At 69.9% G+C, this 16,210-nt stretch carries 16 protein-coding genes; 8 read left to right on the top strand and 8 right to left on the bottom strand.

What is annotated here, in order from left to right; genetic code table 11:
* Window positions 1–215: 215 nt before the first annotated feature.
* On the bottom strand, window positions 216–665 hold the full coding sequence (locus IEY88_RS14735; RefSeq protein WP_189155244.1) for a YybH family protein: 450 nt from the start codon (window positions 663–665) through the stop codon (window positions 216–218).
* A gap of 104 nt (window positions 666–769) precedes the next feature.
* Between IEY88_RS14735 and IEY88_RS14730 the strand changes: the two genes are divergently transcribed.
* A complete protein-coding gene (locus IEY88_RS14730) occupies window positions 770–1,144 on the top strand; it encodes a YciI family protein (protein WP_189155243.1) in 375 nt (124 codons plus the stop codon).
* Window positions 1,141–2,319: an RNA polymerase sigma factor gene (locus IEY88_RS14725; protein ID WP_189155242.1), complete on the top strand. Its 1,179-nt coding sequence runs from the start codon at window positions 1,141–1,143 to the stop codon at window positions 2,317–2,319. Before IEY88_RS14730 ends, IEY88_RS14725 begins: the two co-directional genes overlap by 4 nt.
* On the opposite strand, the gene IEY88_RS14720 is transcribed toward IEY88_RS14725, so the two are convergent.
* From IEY88_RS14720 to IEY88_RS14710, 3 genes are read right to left on the bottom strand one after another with little or no spacing between them, the layout of a single operon-like run.
* Window positions 2,291–2,983: a histidine phosphatase family protein gene (locus IEY88_RS14720; protein WP_189155241.1), complete on the bottom strand. Its 693-nt coding sequence runs from the start codon at window positions 2,981–2,983 to the stop codon at window positions 2,291–2,293. The genes IEY88_RS14725 and IEY88_RS14720 overlap by 29 nt on opposite strands.
* 10 nt (window positions 2,984–2,993) lie before the next feature.
* Window positions 2,994–3,821, bottom strand: coding sequence for an undecaprenyl-diphosphate phosphatase (locus IEY88_RS14715; RefSeq protein ID WP_090062663.1), 828 nt, complete (start codon window positions 3,819–3,821; stop codon window positions 2,994–2,996).
* Window positions 3,818–4,867, bottom strand: a complete 1,050-nt coding sequence (locus IEY88_RS14710) for an LLM class F420-dependent oxidoreductase (protein WP_189155240.1) — start codon at window positions 4,865–4,867, stop codon at window positions 3,818–3,820. Before IEY88_RS14710 ends, IEY88_RS14715 begins: the two co-directional genes overlap by 4 nt.
* A 72-nt stretch (window positions 4,868–4,939) precedes the next feature.
* Between IEY88_RS14710 and IEY88_RS14705 the strand changes: the two genes are divergently transcribed.
* The 3 genes from IEY88_RS14705 to IEY88_RS14695 all read left to right on the top strand — a co-directional run bounded on the left by IEY88_RS14705 (window position 4,940) and on the right by IEY88_RS14695 (window position 6,971).
* A complete protein-coding gene (locus IEY88_RS14705) occupies window positions 4,940–5,905 on the top strand; it encodes an aldo/keto reductase (protein ID WP_189155239.1) in 966 nt (321 codons plus the stop codon).
* A 200-nt stretch (window positions 5,906–6,105) separates the two neighbouring features.
* Window positions 6,106–6,762 carry a YncE family protein gene (locus IEY88_RS14700; RefSeq protein WP_189155238.1) on the top strand — a complete coding sequence of 219 codons (657 nt, stop codon included), beginning with the start codon at window positions 6,106–6,108 and terminating at the stop codon, window positions 6,760–6,762.
* A complete protein-coding gene (locus tag IEY88_RS14695) occupies window positions 6,759–6,971 on the top strand; it encodes a DUF5703 family protein (RefSeq protein WP_189155237.1) in 213 nt (70 codons plus the stop codon). Before IEY88_RS14700 ends, IEY88_RS14695 begins: the two co-directional genes overlap by 4 nt.
* On the opposite strand, the gene IEY88_RS14690 is transcribed toward IEY88_RS14695, so the two are convergent.
* Entirely contained in the window at window positions 6,964–7,896 is a 933-nt protein-coding gene (locus IEY88_RS14690; RefSeq protein ID WP_189155236.1) for an aldo/keto reductase, read from the bottom strand. The genes IEY88_RS14695 and IEY88_RS14690 overlap by 8 nt on opposite strands.
* A gap of 233 nt (window positions 7,897–8,129) precedes the next feature.
* On the opposite strand from IEY88_RS14690, the gene IEY88_RS14685 reads away from it, so the two are divergent.
* The 3 genes from IEY88_RS14685 to IEY88_RS14675 all read left to right on the top strand — a co-directional run bounded on the left by IEY88_RS14685 (window position 8,130) and on the right by IEY88_RS14675 (window position 13,154).
* Window positions 8,130–8,852, top strand: a complete 723-nt coding sequence (locus IEY88_RS14685; RefSeq protein ID WP_189155235.1) for a helix-turn-helix domain-containing protein — start codon at window positions 8,130–8,132, stop codon at window positions 8,850–8,852.
* 46 nt (window positions 8,853–8,898) lie between these two features.
* Window positions 8,899–12,525, top strand: coding sequence for an nSTAND1 domain-containing NTPase (locus IEY88_RS14680; RefSeq protein WP_189155234.1), 3,627 nt, complete (start codon window positions 8,899–8,901; stop codon window positions 12,523–12,525).
* Between the two features lie 167 nt (window positions 12,526–12,692).
* On the top strand, window positions 12,693–13,154 hold the full coding sequence (locus IEY88_RS14675; RefSeq protein WP_189155233.1) for a hypothetical protein: 462 nt from the start codon (window positions 12,693–12,695) through the stop codon (window positions 13,152–13,154).
* Here the strand turns inward: IEY88_RS14675 and IEY88_RS14670 are convergent.
* The 3 genes from IEY88_RS14670 to IEY88_RS14660 are packed head-to-tail and all read right to left on the bottom strand — an operon-like array spanning window position 13,135 to window position 16,181.
* Window positions 13,135–14,235 (bottom strand): hypothetical protein, encoded by a 1,101-nt coding sequence (locus IEY88_RS14670; RefSeq protein WP_189155232.1) that lies wholly within the window; start codon window positions 14,233–14,235, stop codon window positions 13,135–13,137. The genes IEY88_RS14675 and IEY88_RS14670 overlap by 20 nt on opposite strands.
* 15 nt (window positions 14,236–14,250) lie before the next feature.
* The gene (locus tag IEY88_RS14665; RefSeq protein ID WP_189155231.1) at window positions 14,251–15,336 is read right to left on the bottom strand and encodes a hypothetical protein; all 1,086 of its coding nucleotides are present in this window, start codon (window positions 15,334–15,336) and stop codon (window positions 14,251–14,253) included.
* Window positions 15,337–15,347: 11 nt separating this feature from the next.
* Window positions 15,348–16,181, bottom strand: coding sequence for an alpha/beta fold hydrolase (locus IEY88_RS14660; protein ID WP_189155230.1), 834 nt, complete (start codon window positions 16,179–16,181; stop codon window positions 15,348–15,350).
* Window positions 16,182–16,210 lie beyond the last annotated feature (29 nt).

Raw genomic sequence — 16,210 nt, 5'->3', positions numbered from 1 at the left:
CGAAAATCCGGCGCCCTGACCAGCGACGCGCCGCAAATCATGAAGCGATCTCGCACTTTGGGAGTGGCTGGTCGCATGCACCCAGAGCAATACGATCACCACACCCGGTCATCGACGATCGTCGTACCCGCAGACCACCTGGGATCCGCCGCAAGAACGCCGAGGTCCGGACCGACCCCCTGCACGGTCCGGACCTCGGCACAGCGACACCCCGCTCACGGCTCCAGATCGGTTGCCGCCAGGAACGACCCGTCCATGTGGAACGGCACCGAGTCGTGCGCGTGCGTCACCAGCCACCGCCCGTCCCGCCGCTGCAACCCCACGGTCGTCCGCATCCACATCGAGAACCCCTCCGGATACCCGACCGGCACCGCCGCCAGCCGCGCCAGCCCGTGCGCGAACGCCACGTCACCCGACACCACCACCGTCAGGTCCCGGTGCTCCAGGGTGATCGGCCCCGCGAACCCGGCCATCCACCCCGCCAGCGACTCCACGTCCCGCGCGTCCGGCCCCGTGTTGCGCAACGGCGGCGCCAACGTCGCCGTCACCACGTCCTCCGCGTACCGGGCCACGATCCGCGCGGGATCACGCAACCGCATGCCCTCCTCGTGCTCCGTGAACGTCGCACGGATCGCGGCCTCGTCCTGCGTCAGCGTCCGGGTCATCTCACAACCTCCGTCTCGAAGTGACACCCCGGTGTCGAGACACGGACCGCGGCCTCGACATGGCGGTGAGAAGATTTTTCGGCAGCCACGAGCGGAGGCCCGACGTGAAGTACCTGATCCTCATCTACAGCAACCCGAAGTCACGGGCGGCGTGGGACAAGCTCACCGAAGAGCAGCAGAGGAAGTTCGGCCAGGACCACTACGACCTGAGCGACAAGCTCCGCGCCTCCGGGGAGCTGGTCGTCAGCGAAGGCCTCCCCGGGCCTGAGACCGGCAAGGGCGTCAGCATCCGCGACGGCGAGGTCGTCGTCACCGACGGACCGTTCGCCGAGGCCAAGGAGTACCTCGCCGGCTTCTACCTCGTCGAAGCCGACACGATCGACCAGGTCATCGCCCACGCCGCCACCCTGCCCGACGCGCACAACGACGGCATCGAGGTCCGGCCCGTCTGGGACATGTCCATGCTGGACGACGCGTGACACCACAGGTGGAGGGCCTGCTGCGCACACTCGCGCCGCAGGTCCTCGGCGTCCTCGTGCGCCGCCACGGCCAGTTCGACGTCTGCGAGGACGCCGTGCAGGAAGCCCTGCTCGGCGCCGCCCAGCAATGGCCCGCACAGGGCGTCCCCGACAACCCGAAGGGCTGGCTGATCACCGCGGCCTCCCGCAGGTGGATCGAGCAGTACCGCTCCGACACCGCACGCCGCCAGCGCGAGGACAAGGTCGTCGCCCTCACACCCCCGCCACCGGACCCGGTGCCCGCCCAGGACGACACCCTCACGATCCTCGCCCTGTGCTGCCACGAGACCCTCACCACGGCCTCGCAGATCGCCCTGACCCTCAGAGCGGTCGGCGGACTCACCACCGCCGAGATCGCCCGCGCGTTCCTCGTCCCCGAAGCCACGGTGGCGCAACGCATCAGCCGCGCCAAACAGAAGATCAAACAGTCCGGCGCGAAGTTCCGGCCCCCGAAAGACCTCACCGCCGTCCTGCACGTCCTCTACCTGATCTTCACCGAAGGCTCCACCGCGAGTTCCGGCGACGACCTGCTCCGCGTCGACCTCACCGCCGAAGCCCTCCGCCTCACCAGACAGCTCCACAAACGCCGGCCACACGACGGCGAACTCACCGGCCTGCTCGCACTCATGCTGCTCACCGACGCACGCCGCCCCGCCCGCACCGACCCCCACGGCGCACTCGTCCCCCTCGCCGAACAGGACCGCGGCAAATGGGACTCCCGCGCGATCGAAGAAGGCACCGAACTCATCAGCACAGCGCTGGAAACCGCCCAGATCGGCCCCTACCAGCTCCAGGCCGCGATCGCCGCCGTCCACGCCGACGCCCCGACCGCCCAGGACACCGACTGGCACGAGATCCTCGGCCTCTACGACCTGCTCACCGTCACCGCACCCGGCCCGATGGTGTCACTCAACCGCATCGTCGCCGTCGCCATGGTCCACGGCCCGGACCAAGCACTCGACGAACTGTCCACACTGGAACTCGACCACTACCGCGTCCACGCGGTGAAAGCACATCTCCTGGACCTGCAAGGACAACACGAGCAGGCAAGGCAGGAATACGAGAAGGCCGCGAAACTCACCCTGAGCGTCCCCGAACAGCGCTACCTCAAGCTCCGGTCGCGCCACCCACGGTAGCGTCCGACGACGGAGCCTCCTGCGGCGGCGCCACCGGCACCACACCCGACAGATCCCCGCCGTTGTCGTTGGACCGCAACACAAAAGGCCGCGTCTGCGTGTACTGCACCACCGAGATCGAACACGGATCCACCACGATCCGCTGGAACCCGTCCAGATGCACACCCAACGCGTCCGCCAGCACCGACTTGATCACGTCACCGTGCGAGCACAACACCCACACCGCACCCGGACCGTGCTCCCGCGAGATCCGCGCGTCATGCGCCCGCACCGCCGCCACCGCACGAGCCTGCACCCCCGCCAGACCCTCACCCTCCGGAAACACCGCGGCGGAAGGATGCTGCTGCACAACAGCCCACAACGGCTCGTCGTACAGGTCCTTCAACGCCTTACCGGTCCACGCGCCATAATCCACTTCGGACAGATCCGGCTCCGTCACCGCCTCGAGAGACCGATCGGCCAGCAACGGCGCCAACGTCTCCGCACACCGCTGCAGAGGAGACGACACCACCGCGCTGACCGGAACGTCCTTCAACCGGGCGACCAGCGCCGCGGCCTGAGCCTGCCCGCGCTCGTCCAAACCCACACCCGGCGAACGCCCGGCGAGCACACCGGAACCGTTGGCGGTCGAACGCGCATGTCGAAGCAGGATCACCGTGGCCACGACGCCCACCTTAGATCGGCTGCAGCAACCCCATCGACAGCAGCCCCATCAGCACCAGACCCAACATCAACCGGTACCACACGAACACCGAGTACGAATGCTTCGACACGTACTTGAGCAGCCACGCGATCGTCGCGTACCCCACCACGAACGAGATCAGCGTCGCCACGACCATCTGCGGGATCGACGCCTGCACACCCGTACCGGAACGCTCCAGCACGTCCGGGATCGAGAACAACCCCGCCCCGAACACCGCCGGAATCGCCAGCAGGAACGAGTACCGCGCCGCCGCCTCCCGGTTCAACCCCAGGAACAGACCCGCCGTCAACGTGCCACCCGACCGCGACACACCCGGGATCAGCGCCAACGCCTGCGCCAGCCCCATCCCGATCGCGTCCTTCATCCGCAACTCGTCCCGCTGCTGCTTCGCCAGATGATCCGCCAACCCCAGCAGCAGACCGAACACGATCAGCATCGTCGCCGTGATCCACAGGTTCCGCGCCGACGTCCGGATCTCGTCCTTCAACAGGTACCCGAGAACCGAGATCGGCACGGAACCGATGATCACGTACCAGGCGAGCTTGTAATCCCTCTCCTTCCGCGCCTCCGCGGAGAAGAGGCCGCGGAACCAGGCGCTGATGAAGCGCCCGATGTCCTTGGCGAAGTAGATCAGCACCGCCACCTCGGTACCCAGCTGGATGACCGCGGTGAACGAAGCGCCCGCGTCGTTGCCGAAGAACAGCGTCGACGTGATGCGCAGGTGCGCACTGCTGGAAATCGGCAGGAATTCCGTCAGTCCTTGGACCAGTCCGAGGACCAGAGCCTGCAACCAGCTCAACTACCCACTCCTGCCAGATCCAAAGCCTCGGCCGCGGTCCGAAGACCCGCGATCCCCTGCTCCAGATCTTGCAGCATCGGCGAAACGGACAGCGTGGTGACCCCCGCCGCGGCGAGCGCCTTCATCCGGTCTGCTATGCGCTCCTTCGGGCCCAGCAACGACGTCGCGTCCAGGAACTCCAGCGGGATCGCCGCCATCGCCCCCGCGTAGTCCCGAGCCAGGTACTTCTCCTGGATCTCCTCGGCCTGAGCCGGGAAACCCATGCGCACCATCAAGTTGTTGTAGAAGTTCTGCTTGCGCGAGCCCATACCGCCGACGTACAGCGCCGTGTACGCGCGGACCGGGTCAGCACAGGTCTTCCAGTCATCGCCGACGATCAACGGCACGGTGGGAACGACGTCGAAGCCGTCCATCGTCAACCCGGCCTTCTCCCGGCCCGCCCTCACCGACGCCAGCGACTCCGCCGAGTACTCCGGCGAGAAGAAGATCGCCAGCCACCCGTCCGCGATCTCCCCCGTCAACTCCAGGTTCTTCGGACCCACAGCGGCGAGGTAGATCGGGATCTGGTCCCGCACGGGGTGCACGGTGAGCTGCAACGCCTTACCGGGCCCATCCGGCAACGGCAGGGTGTAATGCTCACCCTCGTACCGCAACTTCTCCCGCGACAACGCCTTCTTCACGATCTCCACGTACTCACGCGTACGCGCCAAAGGCTTGTCGAACCGCACACCGTGCCAGCCCTCCGACACCTGCGGACCCGACACACCCAGCCCCATCCGGAACCGGCCACCCGACAACGTGTCCAAAGTGGCCCCGGTCATCGCGGCCATCGCAGGCGTCCGCGCCGGAATCTGGAAGATCGCACTACCGACGTCGATGCGTTCGGTCTGCGCGGCCACCCACGCGAGCACCGTCGGCGCGTCGGAACCGTAGGCCTCCGCGGCCCACACCACCGAAAAGCCGAGACGGTCGGCCTCCTTGGCCAGCTCAAGGTTCGCGGCGTCGTTGCCGGCGCCCCAGTATCCGAGGTTCAATCCGAGCTTCACGAAGCGAGACCCTACCGGTCAGTAACACCGATTGCTAGGCTCACACGATGATCACCCCTTAGCATCGCGCACGTGGAACAGCGATACCTCGGCCGCAGCGGCCTCCGCGTCTCCAGAACCGCACTGGGCACGATGACGTGGGGCCGCGACACCGACCCGGACGAGGCCGCCACCCAGCTCATGGCCTTCGCCGACGCCGGCGGCACCCTCGTCGACACCGCCGACGTCTACTCAGAAGGCGAAGCCGAACGCATCCTCGGCACCCTCCTGCACGAAGTCGTCCCCCGCGACGAACTCGTCCTCGCCACCAAAGCCGTCGCCCGCCGCACCGAAGGCCCCTTCGGCGGAGGAGCCTCCCGCGGCGCCCTCCTGACCGCACTGGACGGCTCACTGCGCCGCATCGGCGTCGACCACATCGACCTCTGGCAACTCCACGCCTGGGACGCCGGCGTCCCCATCGAGGAATCCCTCTCCGCCCTCGACCACGCCATCACCAGCGGCAAAGTCCGCTACGCCGGCATCTCCAACTACAGCGGCTGGCAACTCGCCACCGCCGCCATGACCCCCACCACCCACCCCCTCATCTCCACCCAGGTCGAGTACTCCCTGCTCGAACGCGGCATCGAACGCGAAGTCGCCCCCGCCGCCCGCCACCACGGCCTCGGCCTCCTGCCCTGGGCACCCCTCGGCCGCGGCGTCCTCACCGGCAAGTACCGCAACGGCACCCCACCCGACTCCCGCGGCGCCTCCGCCCACTTTGCGGGCTACGTCGAACAACACCGCAACGAACGTGCCGCCCGGATCGTCCAGGCCGTCTCCACCGCCGCCGAAGGCCTTGGCACCTCCGCGCTGTGCGTCGCCCTCGCCTGGGTGCGCGACCGCACCGGCGTCATCGCCCCCGTCGTCGGCGCACGCGACACCAACCAGCTCATCGCGTCACTCGAAGCCGAGCAGCTCACCCTCCCGCCGGCGATCCGCGCCGCACTCGACGACGTCAGCGCCATCGAATTGGGCTACCCCGAGCGCCCCATGCCCTGACCTGCTTCTTTCGTTGCTGTTTTTGGGCCGGTCGACATCCGGGCACCAGAACCGGTTGAGTATTGAATTTAGTCAACACTGAAACTATAGAGATAAATGTTCAAGGCGGCCGAACGGGGTTTCACCCCACCCCTTGCGTGACCTCCGCCCGAACGTCGTGGATGCTGGAAGACCACGACGTTTCACAGGAGGAACCGATCTTGCGCCGGCTCGCTGCTCTGATCCTGACCACCGCCACGCTGGCAGCGTGCGGCCAGAGCGAGGGGTCACAGGATCCGCTGCAGGTCGCGGAAGTCCTCGAAGCCGCGAAACCGGCCCACTCCCCCGCCCAGAACGCCACCCCGCCCGGTGAGATCACTCCCGGCGGCACGTTCACCGACGCCGGCACCACACTGAAGTTCCAGGTCAACGGCCGCGACGTCGAACTCGACCGGCTGCGCAGCGCCGTGTTCGAGATGAGCGAGGACGACAAGGGCGCCAAGACCAGGGGTGCCGGCCTGCGCGCGGGAGACGGCGCCACCAACGGCGTCCCCGACCGCTTCGGCCGCCTGCTCGTCGTCGACACCCGCGGCGGGGAGTTCATCGCGTTCTCCATCAACCCGCTGATCATGCGCCAGCGCTACCCCATGCCCGGCACGCCCTACGGCATCGCCTACGACGCCAAGCGCGACATCGCGTGGATCACGCTCACCGAGCGCAACGAGGTAGTCGGCCTCAACGTCGCCGCCGGAGAACCAGCCGAGAAGTACCGGTTCCCCACCGTGCGCCAGCCCAACACCGTCAGCGTCGACCAGGAATCCGGACGCGTCACCGTCACGTCCGGCGACAACGGAGGGGTACAGGTGATCTCGCCATGACCGAAGGGGTGATCGACGGGGAATGGGAGTACCGGCCGCTGCGTCTGCCGCCCGGCGTCTCCCGCCGCACCGCGACCACGCAGCTGGCCATCCAGGCCGAGTTCGCGGGCTGGGAACTGTCCCGCACGCTGCTCTACAGCGACGGCTCCCGCAAGATGTGGCTCCGCCGCAAGGTCCAGCCCGCCCTGGTGCCAGGCCTCATCACCTGACCACCGGACCGTCGCCGAACGCCACCGGTTCGCACTCGGCGATGAAGTCCGCCGGAAAGCCCCGTTCGAACGGGGCCGCCGCCTCCAGGCGCGCGACCGCTTCCGGCGGCAACACGACCTCGCCCAGACAGTCCAGCACCTGCTCCGGAGTCCGCGCGCCCACCAGCGGCAGCGCCCCGGACACACGCACCCACGCCAACGCCACCTGAGCCGGCGTCGCACCCGACTCCTCCGCGACCTCCCGCACGACGCGAGCGACACCCTCCTCCCGTTCGGACAACCGACCGGACCGTTGCGTGCCACCGGAGAGCTTCCCCTGCGCCAACGGCGCCCACGCCGCCACGGTCAGCCCCAGCGCGGACGCCATCGGCAGCAACTCCCGCTCCACATCACGCCGGAGCAGGCTGTACGGCACCTGCAGCCCCGCGAACGCCGTCCAGTCACGCCACTCCGCCAGCGTGTTCGCCCGCGCCACGAACCACGCCGGCGCGTCGGACACCCCGACGTAGAGCACCTTCCCCGCCCGCACCACGTCGTCCAGCGCCCGCATCGTCTCCTCGACCGGCGTGTGCCGGTCCCACAGGTGCACCCACAACACGTCCACGTAGTCCGTCCGCAGCCGCCGCAGCGACTGCTCCAGCGACAGCACCAGGTTCTTGCGGTGGTTCCCGCCCGCGTTCGGATCCCCCGCGTCCCGCGACAACGCGTACTTCGTCGCCACCACGAACCGGTCCCGCCGCCGCAGCACGGCCCCCAGCACCTCCTCGCTCTCGCCGTACGCCGAGGCGGTGTCGAGGAAGTTCCCGCCCGCGTCGGCGTAGGCGTCGACCACCCGCCGCGCGAGGTCCTCCGAACGCAACGTCATCGTGCCCAGCAACAACTCCGAGACACGCAGGCCGGTCCTGCCGAACAGTCGGTATCGCATGATCCACAGCATCACCGCGGACGCCGGAACCAGGGAGACCGGCTCAGGGCCCCTCTAGGCGCCGTCCTGCAAGTTCGTCAGGTGACAGACGCGGGCGAGAGTCCCGGAGACGGCGCCGCCGCAATGACCTCATACCGGGCGTATTCGGGCGTTGCGGCGGCGCCGTCTCCGGGGCCCTCGGCCGCCGCTGTCGCCCGACGAGACTTGCAGGACGGCGCCTAGACTCGGCCGTCATGGCCGACAACGCACTGGGCCGCTTCCTGCGCGCCCGCCGCGAAGCCACCGCTCCCCCGACCACCGGCCGCCGCCGCACCCCGGGACTGCGCCGCGGCGAGCTCGCCGACCGCGCCGGCATCAGCGTCGAGTACCTCACCCGCCTCGAACGCGGCACCGACCGCTCCCCCTCCGGCCAGGTCCTGTCCGCCCTCGCCGACGCGCTGGCCATGACCGCGGACGAACGCGTCCACCTGTACCGCCTCATCAAGGCCGGCGCGGCCTGCTCCCCTCCCCCGCCACCGCCGTTGCGGCCAACCGTGCACGCGATGTTGGACACCCTCGAGCCCACCGCGGCGGCCGTGCTGTCCCCCGCCGGCGACGTCCTCGCGAGCACCGCGCGCTTCCGCGAGATCTCCGGTCTGGGCGACGAGCAGAACCTCGTCCGCTTCGCGTTCAGCCCGCAGGCCAAAGCCCACTACCCCGACTGGGACCAGATCGCGGACGCCCGCGCCGCCTCCCTGCGCGCAGCCGCTGACCTGGGCGATCACCCGGCGGCGACGCTCGCGTTCGAACTCTCGATCACCGCCGGCGCCGCCTTCACCGACCGCTACGACGCCGCGGCGTCGCTGCCACCCGCCACCGGCGTCGAGCGCTGGGGCCTTCACCTCCTGGCGTTCGAGAGGCTGTACCTGTCGGGCGAGGGTGATCAACGGCTGATGGTCTATTTTAGTCAACACTGAAGCTATAGAGAGTGACGATTCGCAGACGGATGGAAGAATCCGAGTCATGCCTCGCCCGGAAAAACCGCTCGACCCGTTCGCCGGGCCTGTTGAACAGTTCGCCTTCGACCTGCGCAAGCTCCGCGAGAAGGCCGGCTCCCCCGGCTACCGGGAACTCGGCAGGCTCAGCCACTACTCCGCCAGCACCCTCGCCGACGCCGCCCGCGGCCAGCGGCTGCCGAGCCTCGCCGTGTCCCTCGCGTTCGTCCGGGCCTGCGGTGGCGACGAGGAGATGTGGGAGCAGCGCTGGCGTGACATCAGCGAGGCCGCGCCGCCGCACCCCGAGGGCGACTCCCCCTACGTCGGCCTGAAGGCGTTCACCGAGCACGACGCCGACCGCTTCTTCGGCCGGGAACGACTCGTCGGCAGGCTGCTGGGCAAGCTCGAGCACCACGACACCGTGCTCGTCGTCGGCGCGTCGGGCTCAGGAAAGTCCTCGCTGCTCAGGGCCGGTCTGCTGGCGCGCGTCCCTGGCGAGCTGACCACCCCGAGCACCCACCGCACACTCCCCGAGACCGACGGCCTGCTGGTCGTCGACCAGTTCGAGGAGGTCTTCGCCCTCCCCCACCGCGACGAGTTCATCGCCGCGCTCACCCGCCGCGAGGGCCAGACCGTCATCGGAATGCGCGCCGACTTCTACGGTCACTGCGCCCGCTACCCCGACCTCGCCAAAGCCGTCGAGGAGGCCCAGGTCCTGGTCGGCCCGATGAGCACCGACGAGCTGCGCAAGGCCATCACCCAGCCCGCCGTCGAGGTCGGCTGCGCGCTCGAGACGGGACTCGTCGCCCGCCTCATCGCCGACGCCACCGGTGAACCCGGCGTCCTCCCCCACGTCAGCCACGCACTGCTCGAGACGTGGCGGCGCAAGCGCGGCAACACCCTCACGCTCTCCAGCTACCACGAGAGCGGCGGCATCGCCCGCGCCATCGCCAACACCGCCGAGAACGCCTACACCGGCCTCGACGAGCGGCAGCAGGCCCAGGCCCGGCAGGTCTTCCTGCGCCTGATCACCCCCGGCGAAGGCACCGAGGACACCAAACGCCACGTCAGACGGTCCGAACTCGCGGCGGACGACGTCGTCGAACACCTCGCCGATGCCCGCATCCTCACCGTGGACGACGACAGCGTCGAGATCAGCCACGAAGCGGTCATCCGCAGCTGGCCGCGCCTCAAGGAGTGGATCGCCGAGGCACGGGACGACCTGCGGGTGCACCGCCGGCTCACCGCCGCCGCCGCGGACTGGGAGGCGCACGGCCGCGACCCCGGTTCGCTCTACCGCGGCGTGCCGCTCACCCAGGCCACGGAGTGGGTCCAGCGCGATCCCGGCGCCCTCAACGCCGCGGAGAAGGCGTTCCTCGACGCCAGCAAGGCCGCTGTCGAACACGAACTGGCCACGGAGAAGCGCCGCACCACCAACCTGCGCCGCGTGGTCGCGTTGCTCGCCGTCCTGCTGCTCGTGGCCACCAGCGCGACCGTGTTCGCTGTGCGCGCGCAACGCCAGACCACCGAACAACGCATCAACGCACTCGCCCAGAAGGCCATCGCCGAGGCCAACGGCCTGCAGGACCGCGACCCGGGTCTCGCGAGCCAGATCCGCCTCGCCGCCTACCGCCTGACCGGGTTGCCCGCCGCCCGCGACAGCCTGCTCAGCACGTTCTCCGGCCCCCAGGTCGCTGTCGCCAGGGGCCACGCGGAAGCCACGTCGTTCGCGATGTTCAGCCCCGACGACAAGCTCATGGCCTCGGCGGGTGACGACCAGAACGTGATCATCTGGGACGTCAGCGACCGCTACCACCCCACCGAACTCGGCCGCGTGCACGCGGGCGACGAGGCCACCCACGGCATGGCGTTCAGCCCCGACGGCCGCACCATCGCCACCGCGGGCTGGGACGGCGTCATCCGCCTGTTCGACGTCTCCGACCCGCGCAAGCCCGTCGAGAAGGCCCGCGTCACCGGGCACGAGGGCGAGGTCGAGACCGTCGCGTTCGCCCCGGACGGCACGCTCGTCAGCGGCGGCCAGGACGGCACCCTCCGGATCTGGAACGTCACCGGCCCCGCGAGGCTGGTGCGCACCGTCAAGGCACACGACGAGACCCTGCACACCCTCGCGATCAACGTCACCGGCACCGTCGCCGCGACCGCGGCCTGGGACGGCACCGCCAAGCTCTGGGACCTCGCGACCGGCGAGAACCTCTCCACCATCGCAGCCACCCCGACCAATTTCGTGGTCGCCTTCTCCACCACGGGTCTGCTCGCCACCGGGGCCGAGGGCGAGCAGGTGCGGATCTGGGACGTGAAGGACCCACGCAAACCCGTGGGGCTCGGCAGCGCCACCGGACACATCGTCCCCGTCCACTCCGTCGCCTTCTCCCCCGACGGCAGGTTCCTCGCCACCGGTGGCGGCGACAAGGCCACGCGCCTGTGGGACGTCACCGACCCGAACCACATCCAGCTGGCCAGCGAGGTGGCCGGCCACACCGACACCGTCTGGTCGGTCACCTTCAGCGCCGACTCCCGGCAGATGATCACCGCCACCACCGACCCCGAGATCCGCGTGCTCGACCTGGCGAACCTCAGCTACCCGCGCCACCGGGCGACGGCGTGGAAACTCGACTACGACCCCGCGGGCAAGTTCTTCACCACCGTCTCCTCCGACGGCGACATCAAGCTGTGGCGGCCGCAGGACCGGCACGCCGAACTGGTCGCGGCCCTGCCGCAGCTGCACACCGCCGACGAGGAAGCCACCGTGGACGTCCACCCCGGCGGCAAGATCCTGCTCGCGTCGACCTACTCCTCGAGCGGCCTGTGGGACGTGAGCGATCCGGCCCGGCCGCGCGAGCTCACCAAGGCGCTCACCGGTGACGAGGCGTTCGTCGCCGCGAGCTTCAGCCACGACGGGAGGATGCTCGCGGTCGCCGACGAGAACGGCGTGCTCGCGCTCTGGAACGTCACCGACCCCGCCAACCCCGTGAAGACGGCAGGTTTCGCCGTCCCCAAGGCCGACACCGTGTGGCAGGTCGAGTTCTCCCAGGACGACCGCACGCTCGTCATCGCGAACGGCACCCGCGAACTGCAGGTCTGGGACGTCAGCGACCCCGCCGCGCCCCGCGCCCACCCGCCTCTGCGCACCGACGACGACCCGGACCCGATCCGCCGTGGCGGGCAGGCCGGCCGCGACGAGGTCATGACCGTGGTGATCCACGGCAACGTCATGGCCTTCGCGAACATGGGCTCCAGCGGCGCGCTGTACGACATCAGCGATCCCGCACAGCCGCGCAAGCTGAGTTCGCTCCCCAACGACGGCGGACCGCTGCAGCGCCTCGCCTTCTCCCCCGACGGCACCCTCCTCGCCGCCGGTACGACCGACGACCTGGTCCGCGTGTGGAACGTGAGCGATCCCCGGAACCCCCAGCTCCGGGCAGTGCTCCACGGTCACACGGAGAAGGTGTGGGGTGTGGACTTCGCGCCCGACAACCGCACCCTGGCCACCACCGGCGCGGACCGCACCGTCCGCGTGTGGGACATCGATGTCGAGGCGACCGCAGCCCGCGTGTGCGCCACTACGACGGCGCACCTGTCCACTCGTCATTGGGAGCAATACTTCCCCGGCGTGGAGCCGAGGCCTCTCTGCTGAACAACACCGCCACCTTTCTCTCACTGCATTTGTAGTGCGAAAACGTTGTGCGGTGTCGGTGTCGGGGCGCCGGACAACAACGTTCGTGCAACGGGAGCGGCCAACCGGCCGAAGGTGACTCGTCAGTCAACACTGAAGCAATAAAATCTACCGAAGTAGTTGCCGATGTGATCAGATTCTGGGTCATGGAGCTCGTGCCGCACGAAGTCGGGGTCGCTCACAGCGCACTGCCGCACGACGAAACGTCCGCCCGTGCCCTGCTCGCGCAAGCCGCGGCGCAGGGCCTGCACACAGTCGTCGTCACCGCCGAAGAAGGGGACGAACGCGCGATAGCCGTGCTGCGCGAACTACGCGCGGAATGGCACACGGAAGACGGCCGGATCACCGCCCAGCTCGACACGGACGCCGAGGGCCAGTTGCAGCACCTCTGGGGTCTCACGGCGGACGAGCGGGCCGCGTGGCTCGCCGCGTTCCCCCGCCACGACGACCCGAACTGGTGGATGCACCGGCTGCTGGTGCTCAACCACCACCCGGAGTGGGCACCGCTGAAGGACTGGCTGGTCGACGAGCACGTGAGGCTCTTCGGCCGGCCGCCGGGAAGGCGGCGTCCTAGCGCGGCAGGCCGCTGAAGTCGGGCTGGTGGAACCGCTGGATCCAGGGGACCGGGTCCTCCTTCGGGGTGTCCCGGTCCGGCTGGACCGCGGCGAACGTCAGCACCGGCACCCGCGGCACGCCCACCGCGATCACGTCACCGTGCGTCCCGGCTATCCACATGACGCCGGTGTCGGCGATGTTCGCCACCACGCTCAGCTCCGGTAGCACGAACTGCACCAGCGCGAGCCCGCCCGGCATCTCGGCGAGCCCCGCCACGTGCTGGTTGGGCTGCCACGGGAACAGCGTGATCGCCACGGGCGTCCACTGCGCCGAGTTCTCCACGGCCCGGACCGCGTCGCGGTACCAGCGGCTGATCTCGACCGCCGTCGGGATGCCGAGCAGCCCCAGGACCAGCACGAGCCCGCCGACCACCAGCCCGGCCGGCGCGAGCGGGAACAGGCTCAGCAGCACCAGCACTCCCCCGGCGACCGCGGGCACCACGGCCCACAGCCACGCCCGCACACCCCACCGCATGCCCTTGAACGCCCGCGCGGTGGCCTGATCGTCCAGCGGCCGCCCGAGTGGCCGCTCCACGCGCTCGCGAACCGGTTGTGCGCGCGCGTCCTCACCGTGATCGACCTTGGCGTTCTCCCACTTGGCGAACCCCGCGGCCCGCACCACGGCCCTGCCGCCGGCGTCCGGGCCGCAGACGAAGACCTCCTGCCGTTCCAGCACCATGTCCGGCAGGTCCTGGAACCAGCCCTTGAGCACGACGTCGTCCACCAGCAGCCGGTCGGTGCCGTCGGCGTGCTTCTCCAGCACCTGGGCCGGCACCCGCCGCCACGGCTGCTCGAGCAGGCCGCGCCGCTGCGGTCGCGTCTCCACCCGGTACATCAGCGGCGCCAGCCCGAACACGAGCGTGACCAGCGCCAGCACCACGAACGCGCCGATGTTGCCCGGCGACGTCGGCAGCAGCCAGCACGTCACCGCGCCGGCGCCCGTGCCGGTCGCGATGCCGCCGAGCGCCTTCGCACCCCAGCCCAGGTCCTGCAGGATCAGGCCGGTGGACCAGTCGTCCTTCGCCGGCACGTCGGTCCGCGGCTCCAGGTACTGCATTCCAGCCCCTCCCGGTCAGCGCGGCAGCGCGCTGAAGTCGACCTGCCCGATCCTCCGCCACGACGCCATCGGGTCACTCGCCGCCACCGGTCGCACGACCGCGGTCATCAGTGCGCCGGCACCGGGCAGACCCACGGCGAGTCGTCCCCGGTACGTGCCCGCGACCCACATGACGCCGGTGCCGGCGATGTTCGCGACCAGGTCGGAGTTCGGCCTGGGGAACCGCACCAGCGCCGGGCCGCCGGGCAGTTCCGCGATCCCGGCGACGTGGTGCCCGCGCTGCCAGGCGAACAGCCTGACCGGCACCGGAGTCCACTCGTCCGAACCGTTCACGGCCCTCGCGTTGACATCGTTGTGGAGGAACAACTCGATCGCCGTGGGCAGGAAGAACAGCTGCGGCACCAGCACCGCGACCGCGATCAGCCCCGCCGGCGCGGGCGGGGACACGCTCAGCGCGAGCAGCACGCCCGCGACCACGACCATCAGCACCGGCAGTCCCCAGAACAGGTGCCTGAGCACGCGCATCATGTCGACGCCGTCCTCGAGTTCCCGTTCGTCCGCGGGACGGCCCAGCACGCGCTCGACCCGTTCCGCTGCCCGGTGCCCGCTCTCGTCGACCGGCGCCGCCACGTACATCGACGTCGACCCCGCGGCCCTGAGCAGCACCAGGCCGTCGCCGTCGGGTCCGAGGACGAAGACCTCCTGCCGTTCAGCCACCCTGTCCGGCAGGTCACCGAGCGAGCCCACGAGCACCAGGCCGTCCGCCAGCAGCCGATCGCGCGGATCGTCCTCCCGCTTCTCGGCAACCGCCGCCGCGACGCGCCGCCACGGTTCGTCGAACACCCCGAGCCGCACCGCACGCCGGAGGTGCCGGTTGGGCAGGAACCCGCCCAGGGACATCACCATCAGCACGCCCAGCACGATCCGTGCGGCCGTGTTGCCCGGCGAACCGGGCAGGAAGAACGTGGCGACGAACGTCCCTGTCACGATGATCGTTTCGACGCTGTGCCTCGTGCTGATGAGGACGTCGGCGAACGCGAGCCTGGTGGACCAGTCCTCCTTCGCGGGCACGTCCGTCCGCGGTTCCAGCAACTGCAGCACCAGCCCCCCAGCTATGCCTTGGCGGCCACCTCCCGGATGAGGTTCGCGAGTTCGGCGGGCCGCTCCAGGGGAAGCATATGTCCGGCATCGGCCAGGACGACCGAAGTTCCGCCGAACCTCTCAGCGTCCGACTCCGGCACGAGCCGGTCCTCGTCCCCCACCACGGCGACGACGGCCTTCTCCTTCGCCACGGTCAGCCCGGCCTCGCGGTCGTAGCGGTCGACGGCGGGCCGGAACAGCGCGACCGTCTCCGGCCAGTGGCCCCACACCATGTCCGCGGTCAGGTCCACGTCGTCGTCGGCGGGCTGGTCGCCGAACAGCCACCAGCGCAGCCCGGCGGTCTTGGCCGGCTCGATCTTCTCCCGCACCGCGCGCACGAGCGGCCCGAACGCCCGTTCCAGCTCCCGCACGAGCTTGCCGACGGACTTGGGCCACGCCAGCGTCGTCTCGGACATGCCGCTCGCCGCGGTCGACACGAACACGTTGCCCAGCACCCGTTGCCGGAACAGCCGCGGCCGGCGCTCGGCCATCGCGAGCGCCGCCATGCCGCCCATCGAGTGCCCGGCGATCACGACCTGGCCGTGCGGCACGGCGCGTTCGATCAGCTCGCCCAGGTCCTCGCCGAGCTGGTCGATCGTGGCCGTCTCCTTGGACGCGCCGCCCGACCCGCCGTGACCGCGGTGGTCGTAGGCGATGACCTGGAACTCGGGGCTCAGCTGCTCGACGACCTTGTGCCAGGAGCGGTGGTCGAGCGCGTAACCGTGGGCCAGCACGACCGTCACCGCTGCCTCGGGGTCGCCCGCGCGCACCACGTTGAGCTCGGTCCCGTCCTCCAGCCGCACCATGCGGTGTCCTTTCGCCGTGTCGTCTGTTC

This window comes from Lentzea pudingi (genome assembly GCF_014646255.1).
Lineage (GTDB): Bacteria > Actinomycetota > Actinomycetes > Mycobacteriales > Pseudonocardiaceae > Lentzea > Lentzea pudingi.
Note: the sequence above shows the minus strand (reverse complement) of the source record. Positions and strands in the feature narration are given on the sequence as shown.